General features: G+C 39.0%; 20 protein-coding genes. 7 read left to right on the top strand and 13 right to left on the bottom strand.

Going from position 1 to position 20,659, the window contains the following annotated elements; genetic code table 11:
- The first annotated feature begins 118 nt into the window (after positions 1–118).
- Together TLET_RS08810 and TLET_RS08805 are read left to right on the top strand one after the other, a co-directional pair.
- Positions 119–904, top strand: coding sequence for an SAM hydrolase/SAM-dependent halogenase family protein (locus TLET_RS08810; RefSeq protein WP_012003745.1), 786 nt, complete (start codon positions 119–121; stop codon positions 902–904).
- Positions 901–3,528 carry a CBS domain-containing protein gene (locus TLET_RS08805; RefSeq protein ID WP_012003744.1) on the top strand — a complete coding sequence of 876 codons (2,628 nt, stop codon included), beginning with the start codon at positions 901–903 and terminating at the stop codon, positions 3,526–3,528. Before TLET_RS08810 ends, TLET_RS08805 begins: the two co-directional genes overlap by 4 nt.
- Here TLET_RS08805 and kamE read toward each other — a convergent pair.
- From kamE to TLET_RS08750, 11 genes are all read right to left on the bottom strand, one after another.
- Entirely contained in the window at positions 3,491–4,234 is a 744-nt protein-coding gene (gene kamE / locus TLET_RS08800; protein WP_012003743.1) for a lysine 5,6-aminomutase subunit beta, read from the bottom strand. The two genes, TLET_RS08805 and kamE, sit on opposite strands and share 38 nt — an antisense overlap.
- Positions 4,231–5,799, bottom strand: a complete 1,569-nt coding sequence (gene kamD, locus TLET_RS08795) for a lysine 5,6-aminomutase subunit alpha (protein WP_012003742.1) — start codon at positions 5,797–5,799, stop codon at positions 4,231–4,233. Before kamD ends, kamE begins: the two co-directional genes overlap by 4 nt.
- Before the next feature lie 43 nt (positions 5,800–5,842).
- Entirely contained in the window at positions 5,843–6,685 is an 843-nt protein-coding gene (locus tag TLET_RS08790) for a class II fructose-bisphosphate aldolase (RefSeq protein WP_012003741.1), read from the bottom strand.
- Positions 6,685–8,118: an FGGY-family carbohydrate kinase gene (locus TLET_RS08785; RefSeq protein WP_012003740.1), complete on the bottom strand. Its 1,434-nt coding sequence runs from the start codon at positions 8,116–8,118 to the stop codon at positions 6,685–6,687. The genes TLET_RS08790 and TLET_RS08785 overlap by 1 nt, the downstream gene beginning before the upstream one ends.
- 2 nt (positions 8,119–8,120) lie before the next feature.
- On the bottom strand, positions 8,121–9,050 hold the full coding sequence (locus tag TLET_RS08780) for a 1-phosphofructokinase family hexose kinase (RefSeq protein WP_012003739.1): 930 nt from the start codon (positions 9,048–9,050) through the stop codon (positions 8,121–8,123).
- A 4-nt stretch (positions 9,051–9,054) separates the two neighbouring features.
- Positions 9,055–10,023 carry a sugar-binding transcriptional regulator gene (locus TLET_RS08775; RefSeq protein ID WP_012003738.1) on the bottom strand — a complete coding sequence of 323 codons (969 nt, stop codon included), beginning with the start codon at positions 10,021–10,023 and terminating at the stop codon, positions 9,055–9,057.
- Positions 10,020–10,856 carry a carbohydrate ABC transporter permease gene (locus TLET_RS08770; protein ID WP_012003737.1) on the bottom strand — a complete coding sequence of 279 codons (837 nt, stop codon included), beginning with the start codon at positions 10,854–10,856 and terminating at the stop codon, positions 10,020–10,022. Before TLET_RS08770 ends, TLET_RS08775 begins: the two co-directional genes overlap by 4 nt.
- Positions 10,856–11,707, bottom strand: a complete 852-nt coding sequence (locus TLET_RS08765; RefSeq protein WP_012003736.1) for a carbohydrate ABC transporter permease — start codon at positions 11,705–11,707, stop codon at positions 10,856–10,858. Before TLET_RS08765 ends, TLET_RS08770 begins: the two co-directional genes overlap by 1 nt.
- Positions 11,708–11,757: 50 nt before the next feature.
- On the bottom strand, positions 11,758–12,996 hold the full coding sequence (locus tag TLET_RS08760; protein WP_012003735.1) for an ABC transporter substrate-binding protein: 1,239 nt from the start codon (positions 12,994–12,996) through the stop codon (positions 11,758–11,760).
- A gap of 177 nt (positions 12,997–13,173) precedes the next feature.
- On the bottom strand, positions 13,174–13,929 hold the full coding sequence (locus tag TLET_RS08755) for a sensor histidine kinase (protein ID WP_228369013.1): 756 nt from the start codon (positions 13,927–13,929) through the stop codon (positions 13,174–13,176).
- The gene (locus TLET_RS08750) at positions 13,907–14,560 is read right to left on the bottom strand and encodes a response regulator transcription factor (RefSeq protein ID WP_012003733.1); all 654 of its coding nucleotides are present in this window, start codon (positions 14,558–14,560) and stop codon (positions 13,907–13,909) included. The genes TLET_RS08755 and TLET_RS08750 overlap by 23 nt, the downstream gene beginning before the upstream one ends.
- Before the next feature lie 119 nt (positions 14,561–14,679).
- On the opposite strand from TLET_RS08750, the gene TLET_RS08745 reads away from it, so the two are divergent.
- The 5 genes from TLET_RS08745 to phoU are packed head-to-tail and all read left to right on the top strand — an operon-like array spanning position 14,680 to position 18,638.
- Positions 14,680–15,516: a PstS family phosphate ABC transporter substrate-binding protein gene (locus tag TLET_RS08745; RefSeq protein WP_012003732.1), complete on the top strand. Its 837-nt coding sequence runs from the start codon at positions 14,680–14,682 to the stop codon at positions 15,514–15,516.
- Complete coding sequence (locus tag TLET_RS08740; RefSeq protein WP_012003731.1) at positions 15,516–16,382, top strand: PstC family ABC transporter permease; 867 nt, start codon at positions 15,516–15,518, stop codon at positions 16,380–16,382. The genes TLET_RS08745 and TLET_RS08740 overlap by 1 nt, the downstream gene beginning before the upstream one ends.
- 4 nt (positions 16,383–16,386) lie before the next feature.
- The gene (locus TLET_RS08735) at positions 16,387–17,190 is read left to right on the top strand and encodes a PstA family ABC transporter permease (RefSeq protein ID WP_012003730.1); all 804 of its coding nucleotides are present in this window, start codon (positions 16,387–16,389) and stop codon (positions 17,188–17,190) included.
- Entirely contained in the window at positions 17,183–17,938 is a 756-nt protein-coding gene (pstB, locus tag TLET_RS08730; protein ID WP_012003729.1) for a phosphate ABC transporter ATP-binding protein PstB, read from the top strand. Before TLET_RS08735 ends, pstB begins: the two co-directional genes overlap by 8 nt.
- Before the next feature lie 13 nt (positions 17,939–17,951).
- The gene (phoU, locus tag TLET_RS08725) at positions 17,952–18,638 is read left to right on the top strand and encodes a phosphate signaling complex protein PhoU (protein ID WP_012003728.1); all 687 of its coding nucleotides are present in this window, start codon (positions 17,952–17,954) and stop codon (positions 18,636–18,638) included.
- A gap of 13 nt (positions 18,639–18,651) precedes the next feature.
- Here the strand turns inward: phoU and gyaR are convergent, their stop codons facing one another.
- A complete protein-coding gene (gene gyaR / locus TLET_RS08720) occupies positions 18,652–19,635 on the bottom strand; it encodes a glyoxylate reductase (protein ID WP_012003727.1) in 984 nt (327 codons plus the stop codon).
- A gap of 27 nt (positions 19,636–19,662) precedes the next feature.
- The gene (locus TLET_RS08715; protein WP_012003726.1) at positions 19,663–20,598 is read right to left on the bottom strand and encodes a sugar phosphate isomerase/epimerase family protein; all 936 of its coding nucleotides are present in this window, start codon (positions 20,596–20,598) and stop codon (positions 19,663–19,665) included.
- Positions 20,599–20,659 lie beyond the last annotated feature (61 nt).

Below are 20,659 nucleotides of genomic sequence, written 5' to 3'. Positions count from 1 at the left end.
TTCATACCCCCTTGTGGTGAGATATTTACATAGAGAGTATACACCATGAAAAGAACTTATTTCAAGCTCGATAGATCTTTCAGAGTGTAGTATCATAAATAAAACAGGAGGTGACAAGGTGATAGCATTTCTTACCGATTGGTCTTTAAAAAGTTATTACGTTGGCGTAGCCAAAGCGGTTATGAAGAAAATCAACCCGTCTGTGGATGTTGTTGATATCACTCATGATATAAAACCATTTGACGTGAGAATGGCGGCTCATGTTTTGCTCAGGGCGTCATTTGATTTCCCTGAAAATACAGTTTTTGTAGCTGTGGTTGATTATGGCGTTGGAACAAACAGAAAGGCTATTTGCGTGAAGACGAAGAACAATCATTTTTATGTGGGTCCGGACAATGGCATTTTCACATATGTTGCGCAACATTATGGGGTAAAGCAAATTAGAGAACTTGATAATAAATCATTTCATTATGGATCTTCATACACGTTTCATGGCAGGGATATTTTTGCAGCAGTTGCCGGCTATCTTTCAAAAGGGATTCCATTTGAACAAATTGGATCGGTTCTACCAAACTACATTGTGCTACCCACAAAAAATGCTCAGCTTGGTTCTGATTTCATGATTGGTGAAGTTGTTTATTTCGATGGATTTGGAAATGTCGAAACCAACATACCAGCATGTTTTGTAGAAAAATTGCAGTGGGAAATGGATGATGTTATATTGTTGAATGAAAGATACGAGCTTATTTATGTCAAAGCTTATGGCGATGTAGAAAAAGGGAAAGGACTTGTACATGTAGATAGCTCTGGCTTCATAGAGATATCTGTGAATCAGGGCAGTGCCGCAAATGTTTTCAAATTTCATGAAGGAGAATTGGTAAAGCTTAGGAGGAAAAAGCCTTGAAATTGATCGTTGGACACAGAAATCCTGATTTTGATTGTTTTGCTTCGTGTGTGGCTGCTCAGAAACTTTACCCGGATCATACGATTGTCTTGAGTGGATTGCCTCAACAGAATCTTGCCCAATATCTTGCAGTGTATGAAGAAAAATATCCATTCATAACTGAAAAGGATCTTCCCGATAAATCAGCTGAGTCTATCATTGTTGTTGATACTGCCAGTAAAGAACGTGTAAGTCAGCAAATTCAAGAGATTCTTGAAAGATGTGGTAATGTCTTGATTTTTGACCATCATCCAGACATAAAAGAGATATCTATAAAGGGCGAAAAAAAGATAGAAAGTGTGGGGGCTACTGTAACAATTTTACTTGAAGAGATAAAGAGGAAAAACATACAGATTGACTCAATTGATGCAACGTTATTTGCTGTAGCGATATATGAAGACACAGGTAATCTGCTCTATACAACGACAACTATTCGTGATGTGGAGATGATCAAATATTTGTTGCAAAATGGAGCAAACCTCGTGGAAATTTCAGATTTCATAAAATATGATTTGAACTACGATCAAAAACTTATAATGGATCAACTCGTTTCAAATCTCGAAACTATCGAAATAGAGGGTTCACCTGTGAGTATAGCAGTTGCTGAGACAGACAAGTTTGTGGGTGGCTTAAATGCTGTGAGCAGTAAATTGTGGTATCTGGAGGGTATGGATACATTAATTTGCATTGTAAGAACCGGTAAAAAGACGCATATTATAGGTCGCAGTTCTTCAAACAGCATTGACATCGGTACTTTGATGACAGAACTTGGCGGGGGCGGTCACAGAAAAGCGGCAAGTTGCACTTTGAATTCTCAAGATGTTCTGAAAATTAAGAGCATGCTGCTGCAAAGATTGAAAAATTACGTAAATAAAGGGCCAAAGGCAAGGGACATTATGTCTTTCCCTGTCAGGGTTGCGTATGCTGAAATGAGTATATCCGAAGTGAACAAGATAATGGAGAGAACAGGGCACAATGGTTTGCCTGTGATCGAAGATAATAAACTTGTTGGTATTGTTACGAAAAAAGCTGTTGATAGGGCGATGAATCACGGTTTGCAAAAACATCCTGTTAAATCCATTATGTCAGGCAAATTGATAGTTGTGTCACCAGAGACTCCATTGAACAAGATTAGACAGATTATGATAGAGAATGACATAGGCAGAATACCGGTGGTAGAGAATGGAATTCTGGTGGGTATCATCACAAGAACAGATGTCATGAGATCGAGTTTCTCAAATGCGGTACGTTCTATTCAAAGAAAAGCCGTTCACGAAACTGTTGAGACCACATTTTTGAATGTCAGAGATATAATGTTGAGCAATTTGCCAAAGAAAATATCTATTCTTCTGAGACAGCTTGGAAGATTTGGTGACGAAATAGGATTACCAGTTTACACAGTTGGAGGCTTTGTGAGAGATCTTTTAATGGGAAATCCGAATTACGATATCGATATAGTGGTTGAAAAAGACGGACTTTCACTTGCCGATCTTGCTGCGAGGAAGTTGAATGCCAAATTGGTGAAATATGAAAAATTTCTCACCGCTTCTCTTTTTTGCAAAGATGGTTTAAGAATAGACGTAGCGACTGCAAGAACCGAATACTACGAAGCTCCTACAGAATTACCTCAGGTTGAGGTAAGCACCATAAAGAAAGATCTCTACAGAAGAGATTTCACCATAAATGCCATGGCGATAAAATTGAATCAGAAAGATTTTGGTTTGTTGATAGATTTCTTTGGTGCAAAGAAAGATTTAGATAGCAAGCTCATAAGGTGTCTTCATACATTGAGTTTTGTGGAAGATCCGACAAGAATTCTCAGAGCTGTCAGATTTGAAACACGTTTTGGTTTCAAAATAGAGCAGCAAACAGCCAGATTGATGCTCGATGCGGTTCATCAGGGGTATCTGGAAAAAGTCAGTGGGCAGAGATTGAGGCAAGAGTTTGAGAAAATACTTGAAGAGAAAAGTGTTTTTGAAGCCTTGAAGAGACTTTCTGATTTTGAGGTTATAAAGCACATGTTCCCGGGTGTTTTTTACACAAGTTCTATGGAAGAAAAACTGAGGGCGCTGTTCATGTTTTTACCATGGGCGGAGAATTTTTTTGAAAAATTGAATAGATTTTACGCAGTTATGTACGTATTTCTCGAATATCACAGCGAAAATTTGCTGGAAGAAATTAGGCAGAGATATGGTTTATCACATTGTTTTGTATCAGAATTGAAAGTAATCAAAAAAATGATCGTACCGCTTTCCAAAATGATTTCACTTCATATGGAATTTTCAGATATATACAGAGTAACACAGAGTTTCTCATCAGAGGCCTTTTGCTATGTGGCTTCTTATCTTGATTCACAGGCTCAGCAATATTTGAAAGAGTTCCTCGAAAAAGTGAAAGGCACAAGATTGAAGGTCAACGGCGGGTATCTGGTAAAAAATTTTAATCTAAAACCAGGCAGACTCGTCGGTGATATCCTCGAGAAACTTTATTGCGCAAAACTCGATGGAGTGATCACCGACGAATCTGAAGAAGAGTACGCTAAAAAGCTTATCGAAAGCGTTTTTTCAAAAGTTCCTGAACAATGAAATTTGCCACGTCGCTTGGCAGCGTACCAGCACCAAAGCCAGCATCATAACCGAGCTCTAAGGCCAATTCGTGTGTGATTCTTGGCCCACCAACTATTGCCAGTAAACTATCTCTTATGCCCTCAGCATAGAGCATATCTATAAGTTCTGTCAAATGTTTTATGTGGACATTTTTCTGCGTGACAACTTGAGATACAAGAATGGCATCTGCATGAACTTCACGTACTTTTTTGATAAGCTCAAGAGGCAAAATTTGAGCTCCAAGGTTGTAAACTTTAAATGCCCGGTACCTTTCAAGCCCGTAATCTCCGTGAAAACCTTTCATATTTAAGATTGAATCAAGTCCTACTGTGTGAGCATCGGTTCCAACAGTTGCTCCAACGACAACTATTTTCCTGCCAAACTCCTTTTCCACAAGTTCATCAAGCTGGTCACGGGACATTTTTTTGAATTTCGGAGCGACTACCTTTATCGCGGTTGCATCTATTGACATATTTGTTTTTCCGTAAACGACAAAAAATGTGAAATTCTCACCTAAATCTTCCATCGTTGCTATAACTATGTCCTGAAAACCGAGGTTTTCACAGAATTTCTTTGCAACCTCCCGTGCAAGAGGCCCATACTCTAAAGGAAGAGTAAAAGAAAGTTGGACGGCGCCATCATTTGTTTGATCTCCATATGGTCTTATATTTCTGAGGTCGATCATTTTTTCACCCCCAGGCGATTTTCAAGTTCGTCCTGAATAGGGTTTATATAGTTTTCAGATTTTCTAAACACGCCCTCAAAACCTTTACCACTGTCTGGTTTTCGGGATATGTCGGCAAACTGCCCTTCTTCTATTGCTCTCAGCAACCCTACTTCTTTCACGTGTTCAAGCAGGTTAACAGCCTGCCTCAAGACTGTGTTTGCCCTTTGTTCTACGAAACCTTTTTCTTTAAAAAGAATTTCTCTGCCAAGATGGCGAGCAGCTTTGAAAACATAATTTGCATTTACAAGTGCAAGGTATCTGTCCTGCAGGTGTGGTGTGTGTATTGCTTCAGTCAAAATTCCAAGAAGCTGAATACTCTGTCCTGTCATAACTGACACGAGATTAAAAAGGGTTTCCAGGGCATAGCCTTTAAATATATTTCCAGTCATGAACTTCGTTGGGGGCATGTACTTTATAGGACAATTGGGAAACAATTCGCGTGCCAGCATTGCGTGAGCTATTTCATACAAAAGGCTGTCCTCAATATCGGGGTTGATTTCAAAAGCATGTCCAAGGCCCATCAATTCTGGTTTCATTCCTGCCTTCAGTGCGAATTGTTCATTAATCAATTGCGAAGCTGTCACTGTGTAAGCTTTTTCAATAGCGTCGGCTGTTGTGAGATAATTATCTTCTCCAGTATTGATAGTTATTCCAGCAAATGCACAGATTAACCTGGAGATGTATTGATCGGTGAATGTCCTGATCATGTTTATATCTCTGAATAATATGCCGTACATTGCATCATTCAGGAGTATATCGAGTCCTTCCATAGCAGCAATAGCAGCAATTTCTGGCATGCAAAGCCCTGAAGCGTAATTTACCTGACGGATATATCTGCCGACTTTCTCGGCAGCATTATCAAGAGCCTGCCTCATGATTCTGAAATTTTCCTGAGTGGCGTATGTGCCACCGTAGCCTTCTGTTGTGGCACCATAAGGAACATAGTCAAGCAAACTCTGTGCAGTTGACCTTATCACAGCGATTATATCCGCTCCCTGAAAAACGGCAGCTCTTGCCTGAACAACGTCTTCGTATATGTTCCCTGTTGCTACTATAAGATATTTGTATGGTTTTGGTGGATCACCCAGTAATTTGAGTAAATCATTTCGTTGACTGCTTTTTTTCTCTAATTTATCAAGAGCTTCCTTTGAAAGCTCGCGCATTTTCGATTCGATTTTATAAAATGGTGCATCGGGTAAAGTTCTAAGATCCAGGCCATCTGAAATCGCTTCACATATCTCCTGAGCACTTTTTTCCAGTACGATCATTGCATTAACTACAGGTTTTGCTACACCGTCTTCGAGCATACTCCATTCTTTAAGTTTGTCGACTACCACGTTGACTAAAGGAATTTGATCTCTCGTTACTCCATCCACACCAAAAAATCTCAGAACTGTTCGCTCGACAGAGACGGTGGAATAATGATCAATCAGTTCGTTTTTGACCTCATCTGTTATCTCTTTTGCAAGTTGTCTTGCATAAACAACTGAATCGCCGTCAAGTTTTATTACTGGGCGATCCACACCACCACCTCCGTCTCCATCGTATCACAAATTATCTAAAGGCTTAAATTTTTCCGGAACTTCCAAGAAGCTCTATTTTGTGTATTACTGTTTCTGTGATAGCTTTTGATGCAGCATTGAGCAATGTGAGCTGATCTTTAAGCTGTGGGTTTGAACTCAAAATTTCCCTGATTTTTTTGACATAAACTGTCTTAAGAACAGTTCCTATGTTTATCTTTCCAAAATTCATTCTGCTTATTTTCTTGAGATCTTCATCAGTTACTCCGCTTGAACCATGCAAAACCAGTGGTACATCAACAACATTTTGTATCTGCTGGATCCTTTCAAAATTTATCTGTGCTTCTTGCTTTTGCATTGCATGTGCTGTTCCTACAGCTATTGCAAGGGCATCTACTTCGGTGTTCTGGAAAAACTCCTTTGCCACAGCTGGCTCTGTGAGAATTTGGGAGATTTCTTCTCCATCCTCTGATTTTCCTACTCTTCCTATCTCGGCTTCTACAGATATACCGAGCGATCTGGCAACTTTCACCACAATTTGTGTGTTACGTACATTTTGTTCAAACGATAAATCTGATCCATCATACATAACAGATGTAAACCCAGCTTTCATTGCTCTGAAAATAATATCAAGCTCTCTGGCGTGATCCAGATGAGAAACTACTGGCACAAATGTCTTCTTCGCCAGCTCATTCATCATGAATGCGGCTATTTCCACACCGAGATGTTTTATTGCGCTTGGAGAAGCCATCAGTATGACAGGGGATTTCATTTCTTCCGCACCTTTTATTATTGCTACGGCATCTTCGTAAGTGTGAATATTAAAAGCAGGAATGGCGTAGTTAGATCTGTATGCAACTTGTAGTAATTCTTTCAGAGTAGTCAGCATTATTCTACCTCCTTGATCAATCTTTCATAACCTCTTTGGATTTCTTTATAAAGCTCATTCATTTTTTCTGACAATTCTTTATTTGGAAAAACTTTTTCGAAATGGATCTTTTTTCTCAAGTATTCGATCATTTGAAAATCATTTGCACCTCTGATCGCAGATATTGCAGCACCAAGAGCGGTCAACTCTGCAGTGTTGAGATAATAAATGGTTTTGCCTAACATGGAAGCTTTATATGATATAAAAGTTTTGTTGTCTGTCAAACCTCCACCAGCGATTACAGGCAATTGCCCAACAAATTTTTCGAGGTTCTCAACAGTCAATCTGCTTGTGTAGCATAGATAGAGGTAAACGGATTGAAGCATCTCTATCTGGGAGCAGTTTGCAGGTATCTTGAGAAAATTTATTCCATCTGCGTTTTCTCCGACTATATTGTCACCGTTTGAATAAATATAAAAAGGTAATTTTACAGGCAGAACACTTATTTGCTCGTTCAACTCAATGAATCTTTTCGATGATGTTTTCATCCCGAAAATCTTGAGAATTAATTCAATTAGTTTTCCATGATACCTGACGCCTGAAGCGAGATAATATTGCTTATCTTCGAAAGCAATTCCAACAAGTCCACCGTTTTTCATGAAGGGAGATTTCATGTGCATATTTTTATCTTTTTCGTGAGCTATAGCGGTTATCAGAGAAGCTGTTCCCATTGAGTCGTAAATTATTTCGCTTCCAAAAAGAGATGTTAATCCGTATGTTCCCGTGAGGTGATCATGCCCGGATAGAAAAACGGGCACATTTTCCCATTGTCCAGCAAAACTCCCAGTATAATGCAGTTCCCCAAGTTGATCTGGGTCAATTTGAAAATATTTCAACAACTCCTCATTCCATTTTCGACGGTGTATATCTACCATGTGACTTCGGCATGCCTGAGTCATGTCCCAGAGAGGTTTTCGTGTTAATTTATAAGTTATGTAAGAGGAGATTGGAAGCCAGTGTTCAACCTGGTCAGGTTTGACTATCGACTTTTCATACATGTACAGTATTTTGTACAGCGAAAAATAATAGATATCCCTTGAACCTGAGATTTCATAAGGAGCAAGTGTCTCAACTGTGTCTTTATATTTTTCCTGAAGTGGCTTTGTACATGTATCATACCAAACTATCGGATCATACAGTTTTTTGCCACGTGATACCGCTACGACTGATTCACCAACACTTGTGCATGAAAGCCCTGCTAAACTCCACCTGTCTTTGATCTGACAAAGTACTTTCTCTATAGCGTGTTCAAGTTTATCAAGATCGAAATACTCAACTCCATTGATAACGTTTTTTGGTGTTTTTACTTTGAATACATTTTCAATGCCATTTTTTGTGATAACCATTATTTTGGTATTGGTGGTACCGATGTCTATACCTGCATAAGCTTTCATAGTTATTCCTCCAGTATCTCAACTAATGGAAGTTGACTCTCCAGGTCTTCGATATTGAAAATAGCAGCTCCATATCTTAGAGTATTGGCCATGCCGCATGCTGTCGCAAAAATAGACCTTTCTCTGAGTGATTTTCCCAAAGCTTCGCTGTACAGATATCCAGCAAAGAAAGAATCCCCAGAGCCAACGGAAAAATCCGAGTAAACGATTTTCGGTTTTACATGAAAAATTGCCTCCTCACTTAAAATCGTCGACCCTTCTTTCCCTTTTGTAATACACAGAACTTCTATGTTGAAAGTTTTTCTCAACTTATTGAGTTGTGTTAAACTTATGTCCTCCAGTTCAAAGGCTATTTTCAATTCCTCGGCATTTACTTTAACCATTTCAGGTTCATACTTGACCAGTTCTTTTAGCCATTCGCCGGATATGTCTACCATAAGCCTGCATGATTTCTCTTTTATAAGCTGTGCTACTTTCGACATGTCTTTTGTTCCGAAACCTCTTGGAGCGCTGCCTGAGATCACCACAGTACTTTCTGGAATTAGCGAGAAGGTAATAAATGAGATAAATTCTTCTATCTCTCTTTTTTTTATAAATGGTCCGGGTTCATTTATCATGACCATCTTTTTCTCGTATTCGTAAACAACCGCTGTGTTGATTCTATTTTCATCTTCTATCCAGAACTCTACTGTCTTGAGATTTTCCTCTCTGCATTTAGAAGAGATTATCTTACCCACATCTCCTCCTAATATGTTTAAACATACGTAATCTTCAAAACCAAGTGTTCTGAAGACCCGTGCTATGTTTAAACCTTTGCCATCAACCAGTTTTACTATTGAATCGCCTCTCAGAACATTTGGAGTTTTTGGAGGGTTTGATATTATAACCCAGTGATCGTAACATGGGTTTAGATTCATTATCTGGATTGTCACAGGTCTACCTCCAATCTCTTTCCGCAGCATATTCGATAACATTTTTTGCGGTGTTTATATCTGTTATCAGCACATCGGTGAGCTTTCCCTTGAGCAGGCCAGCAATGCTTTCAATTTTATGAAAACCTCCAGCAACAACAATTTTTAGTCTGGATTTCATATATTGCTCAAAAGTTATATTATTTACTTTTTTCATGAAATCCAGATCATATATTTTCCCATTGATATCAAAATAATGTGTCAGGACATCGCCAACAATCTTGAGTTTTTCAAGCGTGTTCAGAGTTGATCCATCGAAAACATTCTGTCGGAAGAGCGGTGAACGGGATATTGAGTATCCAACACTGCAAATAACTATATCCAGGTTGTTCCACATCGAATTTATAAAAGTAAATTCTTCTGTATTTTGAAATTGCTGCTTTTGCTCGATGTTATCCATAAGGAATGGAAAGTAAACAGGAATCGATTTCGCATTCAGGCGCTCTGCAAAATTCTGTGCTATGAAATTTGAATCAAAATGCCTGTCAGATAACTTGAAAGTTCCCCCAGATAGAGGAACTATTTTCCAGTTATGCTTTTGCAGGTTGTATTCGTATGTCGCGAGTGTGTACATGGTGGTTCCCCAACCTATGCCTATGTTAAGGGATTCATCAGGTAGACCGGATAAAAACTCCCAGGCTTTTCTTGCGAGAGATTGAAGCAAGAGTTGATTGTTACTGTGGCTATTCGTAAGCAGCAATTTTTTCAAATCAAATTTTTCCTTGAACAATTTTGCATATTCTATTTCGAGTTTTTCTGGTATTTTCGGTGGTATTACTTCTATACGGACTATCTTTCTTTCAACAGCCATTTTCAAGTATTTGCTAACCTGAACCCTCGATACGCCAAGTTTTCTGGCAATGTCCTTCTGTAGCATGTTTTTTACATAGTAATCGAATGCCACTTCAAACAGTAAATCATCACTTATTGTCATTCCTTCACCGCCCCGCTGACAAGTCCTGAAATGAAATATCTTTGCAACAATATGAATACAACAAGTGGTGGCAATGTAGCAAACACAGAACCTGCGAATAAAGGTCCCCAGCGAGTTTGATACTGGCCAACGAATACTGAGAGAAATGTTGGTATTGTCTGGAGTGCCTTGCTTGTCAGTAAAGACATTGAGTACAAAAGCTCACTCCACGCAAACAAGAATGCATATACTCCTACTGCTGCAATGCCAGGAAGAGTTACCGGAAATATAATTCTTAGAAAAGCTTTCGTCCGAGTACATCCATCTATGAGTGCAGCTTCTTCAAGGGATTTTGGAACTGATAGAAAAAAGCTCCTGAGAAATACAATGGTTATAGGTGTGGTGAATGGAATATAAGCTAAGATTAAACCGATATGTGTGTCAAGGAGTTTTATCCAGTCGAGAAACTTGAATATCGGTACCAAGAAAACTATCATCGGAAACATTTGAAAGATCAAAACGCTTATAAGTAAAGTGTTTTTCCATTTGAATGAATATCGTGAAAAAGCGTAAGCCGGGAAGAGGCCTATCAATAAAGAAAAAATCATTGTACCAGTGCCAACAATTATGCTGTTAAAAAAGTAATTTTTGAAGTCCAGATTTGATATTTTATGATAATGTTCAGTAGTCCAACTTTTCGGAAGGTACATTATCGGGTAACTATATATTTCCTGATATGTTTTAAAAGATGTCAGAACAAGCCATATGAAAGGAAAAGCTATGACAAATGATATAACGCCGAGCAGAATATATGAAACAATCCTTATTGTTTTCTTCTTAGTACTTCTTTTCATCAAGCAGCCACTTCCTTTGACATATTTCTTGTGAAAAGATATGCTATCAGAAAGACTAACAGAAATAAAATGTTAGACAGAGCAGCGGATTTATTGTATTCCAGAAACCTGAAACTGAGTCTATAAATATAAGTCACAATTGTTTCAGTCCCGTAATTTGGCCCACCACCAGTCATTACGTAGATCAAAGGAAAATAATTTATTGTCCATATGATGGTTAACATTAATGTGGTCATCATCACGGGTTTTAACTGGGGTATGGTGACATTCCAAAATCGTCTGTATGCATTTGCCCCATCTATTTCTGCTGCTTCATAAAGCTCCTGAGGAATTGTCTGAATACCAGCCAGAAAAAACATTCCACAAAGGCAAAATCCCTTCCAGATATTCGCGATAATAACAGAAACCATTGCCATATTCGGAGTGGCAAGCCAGGCTATGTAGTCTCTTATAATTCCGGCTTTCATAAGAAGATCGTTCAGCACACCATACATATCGTTATACATCCATTTCCACATAACGCCAGCGACAATATCCAAAGTTGCCCACGGAAGGATTAGAATAATTGTTCTGAAGAACACCTGTCCTCGTTTGATCTGATTGAGCAAGAGAGCAACGGCAAGTCCAAGAGAAATCTGACCCAGGACACTTCCAAAAACCCATACAGCAGTGTTTTTAATGGCTTTGTAAAAAATCTGGTCTTTGAAGATATCAAGGTAATTTTTAAAAGTGAATTTACCATCATCTGAGAAACTCATCACAATATTTGAGATTGTCAGAAATATTACGAAAAGAACTATCACAATAACATAAGGCAAAACCATCCTGAGCGCGATTTTTTCCTCTTTCAAAACCTCTCACTCCTGACTGATGGGCGGGACAAGCCCGCCCGATTTATAGTTTACTTCGCTCCAAGTATTTTATTAACATTTTCTGCTGCTATTTTAATAGCCTCCTCTGGTGTGAGTTCGCCAAGTAAAACTCTCTGTACCATTGTTTGAATCTGTTCTGATATTTGTGGATACTGAGGAATAGGAGGTCTTGCTACTGCATGTGGGAAAGTTTCAAATATTATTTGCCATTTAACGTCATTAGCAAGCTTGGATTTCTTACATACGTCCATCCTTGTTGGCATGGGACCGCCTTTTTCCTCTACCCATTTCATCCAAACATCAAAACTTGTCAGGTATTCTGCAAGTTTCCAGGCATCTTCTTTGTTTGGACTTGAGCTTGGAATAACCAAAGCCCATCCTCCAAGGACACTTGCAGGTTTTGCATCATATGGATGAAGTGCTACCGAGTATTTTCCAGCAATATCTGGGTTGGCAGCTTCAATCAACGGGAATGACCATGGACCACCTATTGCCATGGCAACACGGTTCTGTGCCATCATATTTCGGTAATCATCTTCATGATACTGAATAGCGTTTGGGCTAACATTGTATTTTTTTGCAAGGTCTGTGTAGAATTTCAACGCTTTAAGCCCTTCAGGTGAATCGAAAGCTGCTTTTGAATAGTCATCTGTTAGAAGTTTTCCACCTGCGGCGTACAGAAACATCATATATCCAAGGGTGGTATGCTCTGTTTTAGTACCGCTGACACCGTAGCCATATATCCTATTTTTCGTATCTGTAATTTTCAGCGCCGCATCCAGAAGTTCATCCCATGTTTTTGGAGGATTATCCGGGTTGAGGCCAGCTTTCTCAAACATTGCTTTGTTGTAAAGTAAAAGTCTGCAATCTGTGTACCATGGTAACCCATATCTGATCTTTTTGTAAGTCACAGTAGGCCATAGATTTGGCCATATCTGAGCAGTTCCTTCCCAGTTTTTAAGATGTTCTTCCATCGGCTCAAGCCAGCCCTTTTCTGCAAAAGTTGGGACCCAGCCACCAAGGTCTGCAAAAGCAAGATCTGGACCCTTTCCAGCCTGCAGTGCTGTGACGAGTTTGTCGTAATAGGTGTCAAAACCAAATAACTGAACTTCAACAGATATTCCGTATTTTTCTTCAAAAGTTTTAATGACAGAGTTCCATGTTTCGTCAAGCTCTGCAACCTGTCCTCCTATCCATATCGTCAATGTCTTCGAGAAACTTAGAACGCTCACAATTGCCAGGAATAAACACAAAACTGTCTTCTTCATATTCACCCCTCCTTATGTGTGGTTACATATGTAACTTACTTATGTAACTCAAAAATAAGTTTATCAGTTTTGTTTTTTCAATGCAAATTGGATTTTGGAGTTTAAGTGTGAGGAAGCGAAAATAAAAAAGAGCTTTCTGGTGAAAACCCCACCTTAAATGCTATTAGAGTTGTTATATTATGGAATTTCGAGAAAAATCTTTGTCCCCTTATCGACGATGGAGTGAATAGCCCACGATAAAGACAATTTCCTGAGTATGTGTTTAACAATAGCAAGCCCAAGGCCAGAACCGGAGAAAGTTCTCGCGTTACTTGCCCGGTAAAAACGGGCCGTTATATTCTTGAGATCTTCTTCAGGAATTCCAACTCCTTTATCTTCGATAATCAGGGTGTCTTTTTTGGCGTGAATGATAATGTCTCCGTTTTGATTCGAATATTTAATTGCGTTAGAAATCAAGTTTGCCAGAGCTATTTTGAGTGCCTCTGTGTCAGTCTTTATGATCTTGTTCACTTTGATATGCACGAAGAGATTTTTTTGCTTGATTTTTTTGTCGTATTCCGAAATCACTTCATCTATCAATATTTTCAAATTTATTTTGACTTTCTCCGGAATGTACTCCTGCTGTTCCAGTTTTGAGAGTAGTACCAGCTGTTCAATTATTCTTTGCATTCGTTTTAAATGTTTTTCCATTTTTCCAAGCGTTTCCTGAACATATTCACCTTCTTTTGCTATTTGAAGTAATCCCAGTAATGCTGTTATTGGTGTAAATAATTCATGCGCCACTGCATTTACGAAAAATGTCTTTGAATCGCTCAAAATTTGTTTTTCCTCAAAGATGCCACCATTGCTTGGATAAAAAATTATCACATCTGGTTTGAGAACCATTAAGGGTTTATATTTTTCAGCTATCTCATGCCAGTTTATATCCGACACCGTGCACAGTCACCAGCCTCTCTTTGCCGAGTTTTTTTCTGAGTAAACTCATGTACACGTCTACAATTCTCTCACTCCTATCCTCGTTTTGCCAGACATTGTCTAATATTTCGCTTCTGGTAAAGACTTTCTTAGGGTTTTCAAAAAACATCAAAAGAATCTCAAATTCTTTTGCTGAAAGCTCCACAGATTCGTCGTTTATCAGCAGAATTCTTTCATTTATGAGCAATTTCATGTCTTTGTGTGTTAGTTCACGTTCAGCAAACATGTTTTTTCTCCTAAGCATGGCTCTGACTCTCGCGACCAGCTCTCTTGGATGAAACGGTTTTGTCACATAATCGTCTGCTCCCATTTCAAGACCGAGAATTTTATTTCTATCTTCTCTTAGAGCTGTCAAAACTATTACGTAGGTTTTGGGGCACATAACACGAATTGTGGGTATTTCTTCCATCGCATCCCCATCAGGTAGCATTAGATCAAGCACAATTAAATCAAAACACTCTTTTTCGATATAATCATACATTTTTTCAATGGAATCTGCGGTTTTTACCTCATGAGAATCCAGTTTTAGATACCTGCATATAACATCACTGACATCTTGTTCGTCTTCTACTACAAGTATCGAAGCCATAGAATCCCTCCATTTGAATAATGCCATGAAGATGTTAAAAAGTTTTGATACTTTTTCATAACCTTTCGAAATCCCTGCGGCATAAAAGAATTGGGAGAAAACAGAAGGAGGTGTTATTTGTGAAAAAGATTTCTGTGTTTTTGTTAGTGCTGGTAGCAATAGCTATTCTGGGAGAAACCCTTGTAATTAAGGGCTCAAACACTATTTATCCAATTGCACAGCTGTGGATTGAAGAATTTCAGAAAATGTATCCAGATGTGGTGGCAACTCTTGAAGGAGCAGGCTCAAGCACAGGCATCAAGGCTTTGATGAATCAGACAGCTGATATCGCTAACGCAAGCAGGTTTTTAAAGTCAAGTGAAATTGAGGCCATGCATGAACAGAAAAAATACTTTGTCCCGCTGGTGATAGGATACGATGGTATCGCTGTTATAGTTAATCCAGATCTGGGAATTGATTCTATATCCATCGATACACTCTACAAAATTTACACCGGTCAGATAACAGAATGGAGTCAAATTGATTCGAAATTACCAAAAAAGACGATTGTTGCCTATTCTCGAAACACTGCTTCTGGAACATTTGAGGTATGGCTGGAAAAGGTTTTGAAAGGGGACAAACTTTCGCCAAGAATTCAGATGGTTGAATCAACACAGGCAGAAATTGAGAGTGTCGCGAGAAACCCATACGCGATTGCTTACACAGGTATGGGTTATGTTACCGATCAGGTTAAAGCATTAAAGATTGATGGCATAGAACCATCAGTACAAAATGTTCTCGCTGGAAAATATCCTTTGAGCAGACCTCTGTTTGTGTTTTTTGATTTAAGCCGTTTTGGTAACGCATGGCCTGAAAAAGGTATTGTGGCAAGTTATATAAGGTTTATCTTATCGCCTGAGGGACAGAAAATAGTTGAAAAAGCTGGCTATATACCAGCTTATGGAACAGGTAGATAATGAGGAAAACAGGCCAGTTTCTTTTTTCTCTGATAGTTTTTATGGCTGCCATACTCGTGGCAGTCGCGCTTTTTGGTATCGTGTATTTTCTTTTTGCTGAATCCCTCAAGGCGATCAAAGAAGTAGGTTCAGACCTTTTTTCCGCAAACTGGTTTCCCGTGTGGGATGAACCAGAGTTTGGTATTAGAACCATGCTCCTTAATTCTTTGTTGCTAACTATCTGGACGAGTGTTGTTGTGTGGATAATCGGCATTATAGTTGCTTTTTATCTTCATAGTTATGCTGGAAAAAATGAAAAAGAATTTATGCTCAGAATTTTTGAATTTGTCAGCGGAATACCGTCAGTCGTTCTCGGATTTTTTGGCGTAGTTGTTCTTGCCCCAGTTCTTCTAAAAGTAGGGGCCTGGACAGGGCAAAATTTTTTGAACGCTTCTTTAATGCTTTCTGTGTTCACTTTACCGTTCATGATTAGTCTGTCATATCAGTCACTGGAAAAAGTCCCAAAGGAGATCTCCTATGCTGCCGTGGCAATTGGAGCGAAGCAGTTATCAGTTATGGTTGTCGAACTGAGGTATGCGATGCCTGGTATTGTTAATTCTATGATGAATGTATTCAACAGGATTTTCGGTGAAACAATGATAGTACTTATGGTTTCGGGCGGAAGTAATATGCTTGTCAAATCTTTCTTTGATCCTATAAGGCCTTTAACAGCAACTCTTGGAAGTGAAATGGGGGAGGTTGAAATTGGGAGTGTGCATTACAGTGCGTTGTTTTTCATAGGTTTTCTGCTTCTGATTATTTCATTGCTCCTGACCGTGCTTGCAAATTACATAGTAAGATGGCGAGAAAGATGGATAAGGGGTTGATTGAATGAAGTGGTTTTTCAGATTGATAAGCTACAGTATTCTTGCTGTTATGGTAGCAGTTATATTGCTCATAATCATCCCTGGTATAAATGCCTTCTTTCGACCAGGTTTTTTCACCGAGTTTCCCAGATCAGCAATGGCGGAAGGTGGAATATTTCCTTCTATAATAGGCTCTTTTCTCCTAATGGTTTTCGTTTTTCTTGTGACAATACCTCTTGGATTGTTGGGGTCGATATTTATAAGTGAATTTGCACCAAAGCGTTTCTCTGTTTTTCTTCAATCTCTTGCAGGTACTATGAACAGCATCCCATCGATAGTTTACGGGCTATTTGGGTTGAGTTTCTTCTGTGTCAGATTAAGATTTGGAACATCTTTGATATCGGCTTCATTAACTTTGTCAACGATGGCGATACCTTTTTTTATAAATAATGCCGTTGAATTTCTCAGAGCTGTTCCCAGGGAACTCCGCGAAGGTGTTGTTGCCCTTGGTGCAAACAAAGTTCAGACAACCATGATGGTTCTGAAATCGGGTAAAAGTGGTCTTTTAACCACTTTGATGCTTACACTCGGGAGGGCTTTCAGTGAAACAGCACCGATTTTGATCACAGGAGCTGTTTTTTATGCCACAAGGCTTCCTGGGAGGCTTACTGATCCAATAATGTCTTTACCAACGAGTATTTACGCGATTGTTATGAATCTTGGGCAGAAATCCCAGTGGATGGCTCATGGAATGGCGAGTTTGATGACAATTGTTATGATTTTGATTTATTCCATTGTTCAAATAATAAGGAGGCATAGAAATGGATGAAATTATTTTTGAGATAAAGGATCTTTGCGCATATTACGATACCCACAGAGTTCTTGATCATATCAATGTGCAGATAAAATCTAAAAGGATAACTGCGATTATGGGCCCGTCTGGTTGTGGAAAAAGTACATTCTTAAGGTGCTTGAACAGATTAAATGATCTTGTTGATGGATTTTCAATGGTCGGTCAGATTTTTTACAGAGGACAGGATATATACCAGATCAAAGATCTAACACAGTATCGCCGAAAAGTGACCATGGTTTTTCAGAGGCCTAACCCTTTTCCAATGTCGGTATTTGACAATGTTGCATATGGGCTCAGGTTAATGGGCATAAAGGATCGTTATTTGATAAGGGAAAAGGTGGAAAATGCTTTGAAACGAGCCGCTCTCTGGGATGAAGTTGAAGATAAATTAAAAAAACCCGCAGTCCAGCTTTCGGGGGGCCAGCAGCAAAGACTTTGCATAGCAAGAGCACTTGCTGTTGAACCAGAGGTGATACTTCTGGATGAACCAACATCGGCACTTGATCCCATTGCAACAACTAAGATTGAAAGACTTCTCGAAACTATAGCAGAGGAATACACGGTGGTAATTGTAACGCATAGTATGGGGCAGGCCCTTAGGATAAGTGATGAAGTGATGTTTTTATATCAGGGTCGTCTGGTAGAATACGGTGTGACATCACAGATTGTTAAAACTCCAACTCATGAAATGACGCGGCAATTTTTAACTGGTAAGATAGGTTGAAGGAGAGGTGTAGATGACAGGTAGAACTATACATTATGAGAAGGAAATGCTTTTTTTAAATGAGAAACTTGCTGAGTTTATAACAGGTGTTGAAAATCTATTTGAAAAGACCCTTTATGCTATTCAATCTGGTGATGAGCATGTTATCAAGCAAATAGAAAATATGGATGATTACTTTGATTCACTCGATCTTAAAATTCAAACAACTGCATTCGATATAATCGGGAAATATCAGCCTCTTGCCGATGATTTGAGGTTTGTTGTTGCAATGATAGGTCTTTCAGTGGATCTTGAGAGGATTGCCGATGAATGTGTAAATATCGCACAGCTAAGCAGGCATACCCAGAGGGGCGTCGAAGGTTTCACAGCGTGGAAGACATTGAATGAGATGATAAAAATCATATTGACAATGTTCAAAGAGATAGTCGAGGCTGTTCAGCATAAAGATCTCGATCTTGCGATAAAAGTGTGGAAAAAAGATGATCAGGTTGATTTTCTTCATAACAGGGGTCACGAGAATCTCATTGATTTTGCATGTAAAGAAACAAGCCCAAGAATGATGAGATTGTACCTGGAGGAAGCCTTTTTAATCAGGCATTTGGAGAGAATAGCAGATCATCTAACAAATATTTCAGAAAAACTTTATTTCATGGAGACAGGCAAGCAACTTAAAGAGGTCCTCAGAAAAGAAAAAGGGTGAGTAAAACTCACCCTTATTTTTTCAACACCTCTGTATTCACAAGATTAGGTGGAATTTCTCCATAAAGTGCTTTAACAAGATTTTCAGCTGCCATGACAGACATTTTTGTTCTCGTTGTATAAGATGCTGATCCAATATGTGGCGTGAGGATCACATTATCCAGTTCAAGTAACTCTGGTTCAATTTGTGGCTCTTTCTCGAAAACATCAAGCGCAGCACCCCTGATCCATTTATTCTTCAAAGCTTTAACAAGAGCTTTTTCATCAATTACTGGTCCGCGAGCGGTGTTTATCAGATAAGCTTCCTTTTTCATCATCCGGAGTTCTTCCTCTCCAATTAAGTGATATGTTTCTTTTGTTAGTGGCAAATGCAATGTCACGAAATCTGATTCTCTCAGCAGTGTGGAAAGATCTACAAAAGAAGCGTTCAATTGCTTTTCAACATCTTCAGGAGCTCTTTTCCTGCTGTAATACAGAACTCTCATGTTGAAACCTGATGCACGCCTTGCTACAGCCTGGCCTATTCTGCCAAAACCGACAACTCCAAGGGTTGCACCATAGATATCTGTCCCAAGCATAAGCATTGGCTGCCAACCATTAAATTTTCCTTCTCTGACAAATTTGTCTGATTCAACTATTCTTCGAGCAATTGACATCATCAATGCCCAGGCAAGGTCAGCTGTTGTTTCTGTCAGGACACCCGGTGTATTTGTTACCATGATTCCTCTTTTTGTTGCTTCTTCAATGTCGATATTGTTATAACCGACAGCGTAGTTTGCTATAACCTTTAACTGTTTTCCTGCTGCTTCCATCACATCTTTGTCAATTACATCTGCCAGGAGGCAGAGAATACCATCCACTCCCTTTACTTTGTCGATAAGAACATCTTTTGGCAAAACTCCGTCGTAGTTACCGATCTGCATTTCACAGTGTTGGGAAATCATTTTTAAGCCTTCATCTGGTATTTGTGCTGTTACAAAAACTTTTGGTTTTTTCAAGCCTTATACCTCCCTTCAATTAGTAAATTACTTTAACAGATTTCCATAAGCAGATAAAAATATTCTTTTTGCGTTTGCCACAACAAGATCGGGATCTTCACCAGGAAGTGGTTTGACCTCAAAGGAAATTACGGGTTTTTCTGTGGCTGTTTTTTTGTCAAAGTAACCAGTTTTTTCTAATGATTTTAGAAAGTAAGTTAATTGCTCAACGTCGTTAGCTCCATGATCTATTCCAAATCTCGGGTGGAGATCGCCGTATGCAGGATGGTCTTTTTTGAGAACAGCGTTTCCTATATGAACATGCGTGATAAATGGCGAGAGTAATTGTATTGTGTAAAAAGAATCTTCGAACACCAGTGGTTGGTGAGAAAGATCAATAGTTAAACCAAAGTTCTGATGATAGCTTCTTACATATGAAGCTATCTCGAAGGCCACAGGCGCCGGACCGATCAGCGCTTTTTTGTCTATTGACCAGTCAAAGATCTCCAGATTTATCCCGACAGAGTGGTTAAACTGTTCGCTCAATTGCTGTGAATATTGACAGAGCTCTCTTAAAGATTTTACAAGCTGTTTTTTTGCCGCTTCAAGTTGATCTTCCTTCACCATTTTTCCACTTAACAGTGCCACGGCTTTTGCTTTTGTTAGATAAGCTTTGTCTATGGAGTTTTTGATTTCCTCAACGGCTTTCTTTCTATTTTCCTCTTTTAAAGAGTTTAAATTTAATCCTTTTGCTAAAATCAGTGGCTGAGCAGCAATCAACAGTTCCACTTTTGCAATTTCACACATCTTCGCGATTTTTTCAAGTACTGGCTTTTCCACCAGAGCACTTATCTCAATAGCTTGAAAAAATTCGTCTATCAGGACTTTTTTCACAGTTGACAATATCTCTTCTTCAGTTTTCGCATCCGGATAAGCCATAAAATGTATTAGTCCCATGTGAAATCTGCTGTGCCAGGGGTACATTTTGTTCCCTCCTTTAATAATTACCCAGCGAATCAAGATTTACAGCATTCTCCGCTGCCTT

The organism is Pseudothermotoga lettingae TMO, assembly GCF_000017865.1.
Taxonomy (GTDB): Bacteria; Thermotogota; Thermotogae; order Thermotogales; family DSM-5069; genus Pseudothermotoga_B; species Pseudothermotoga_B elfii.
This window is presented reverse-complemented; position numbering and strand designations above follow the sequence as displayed.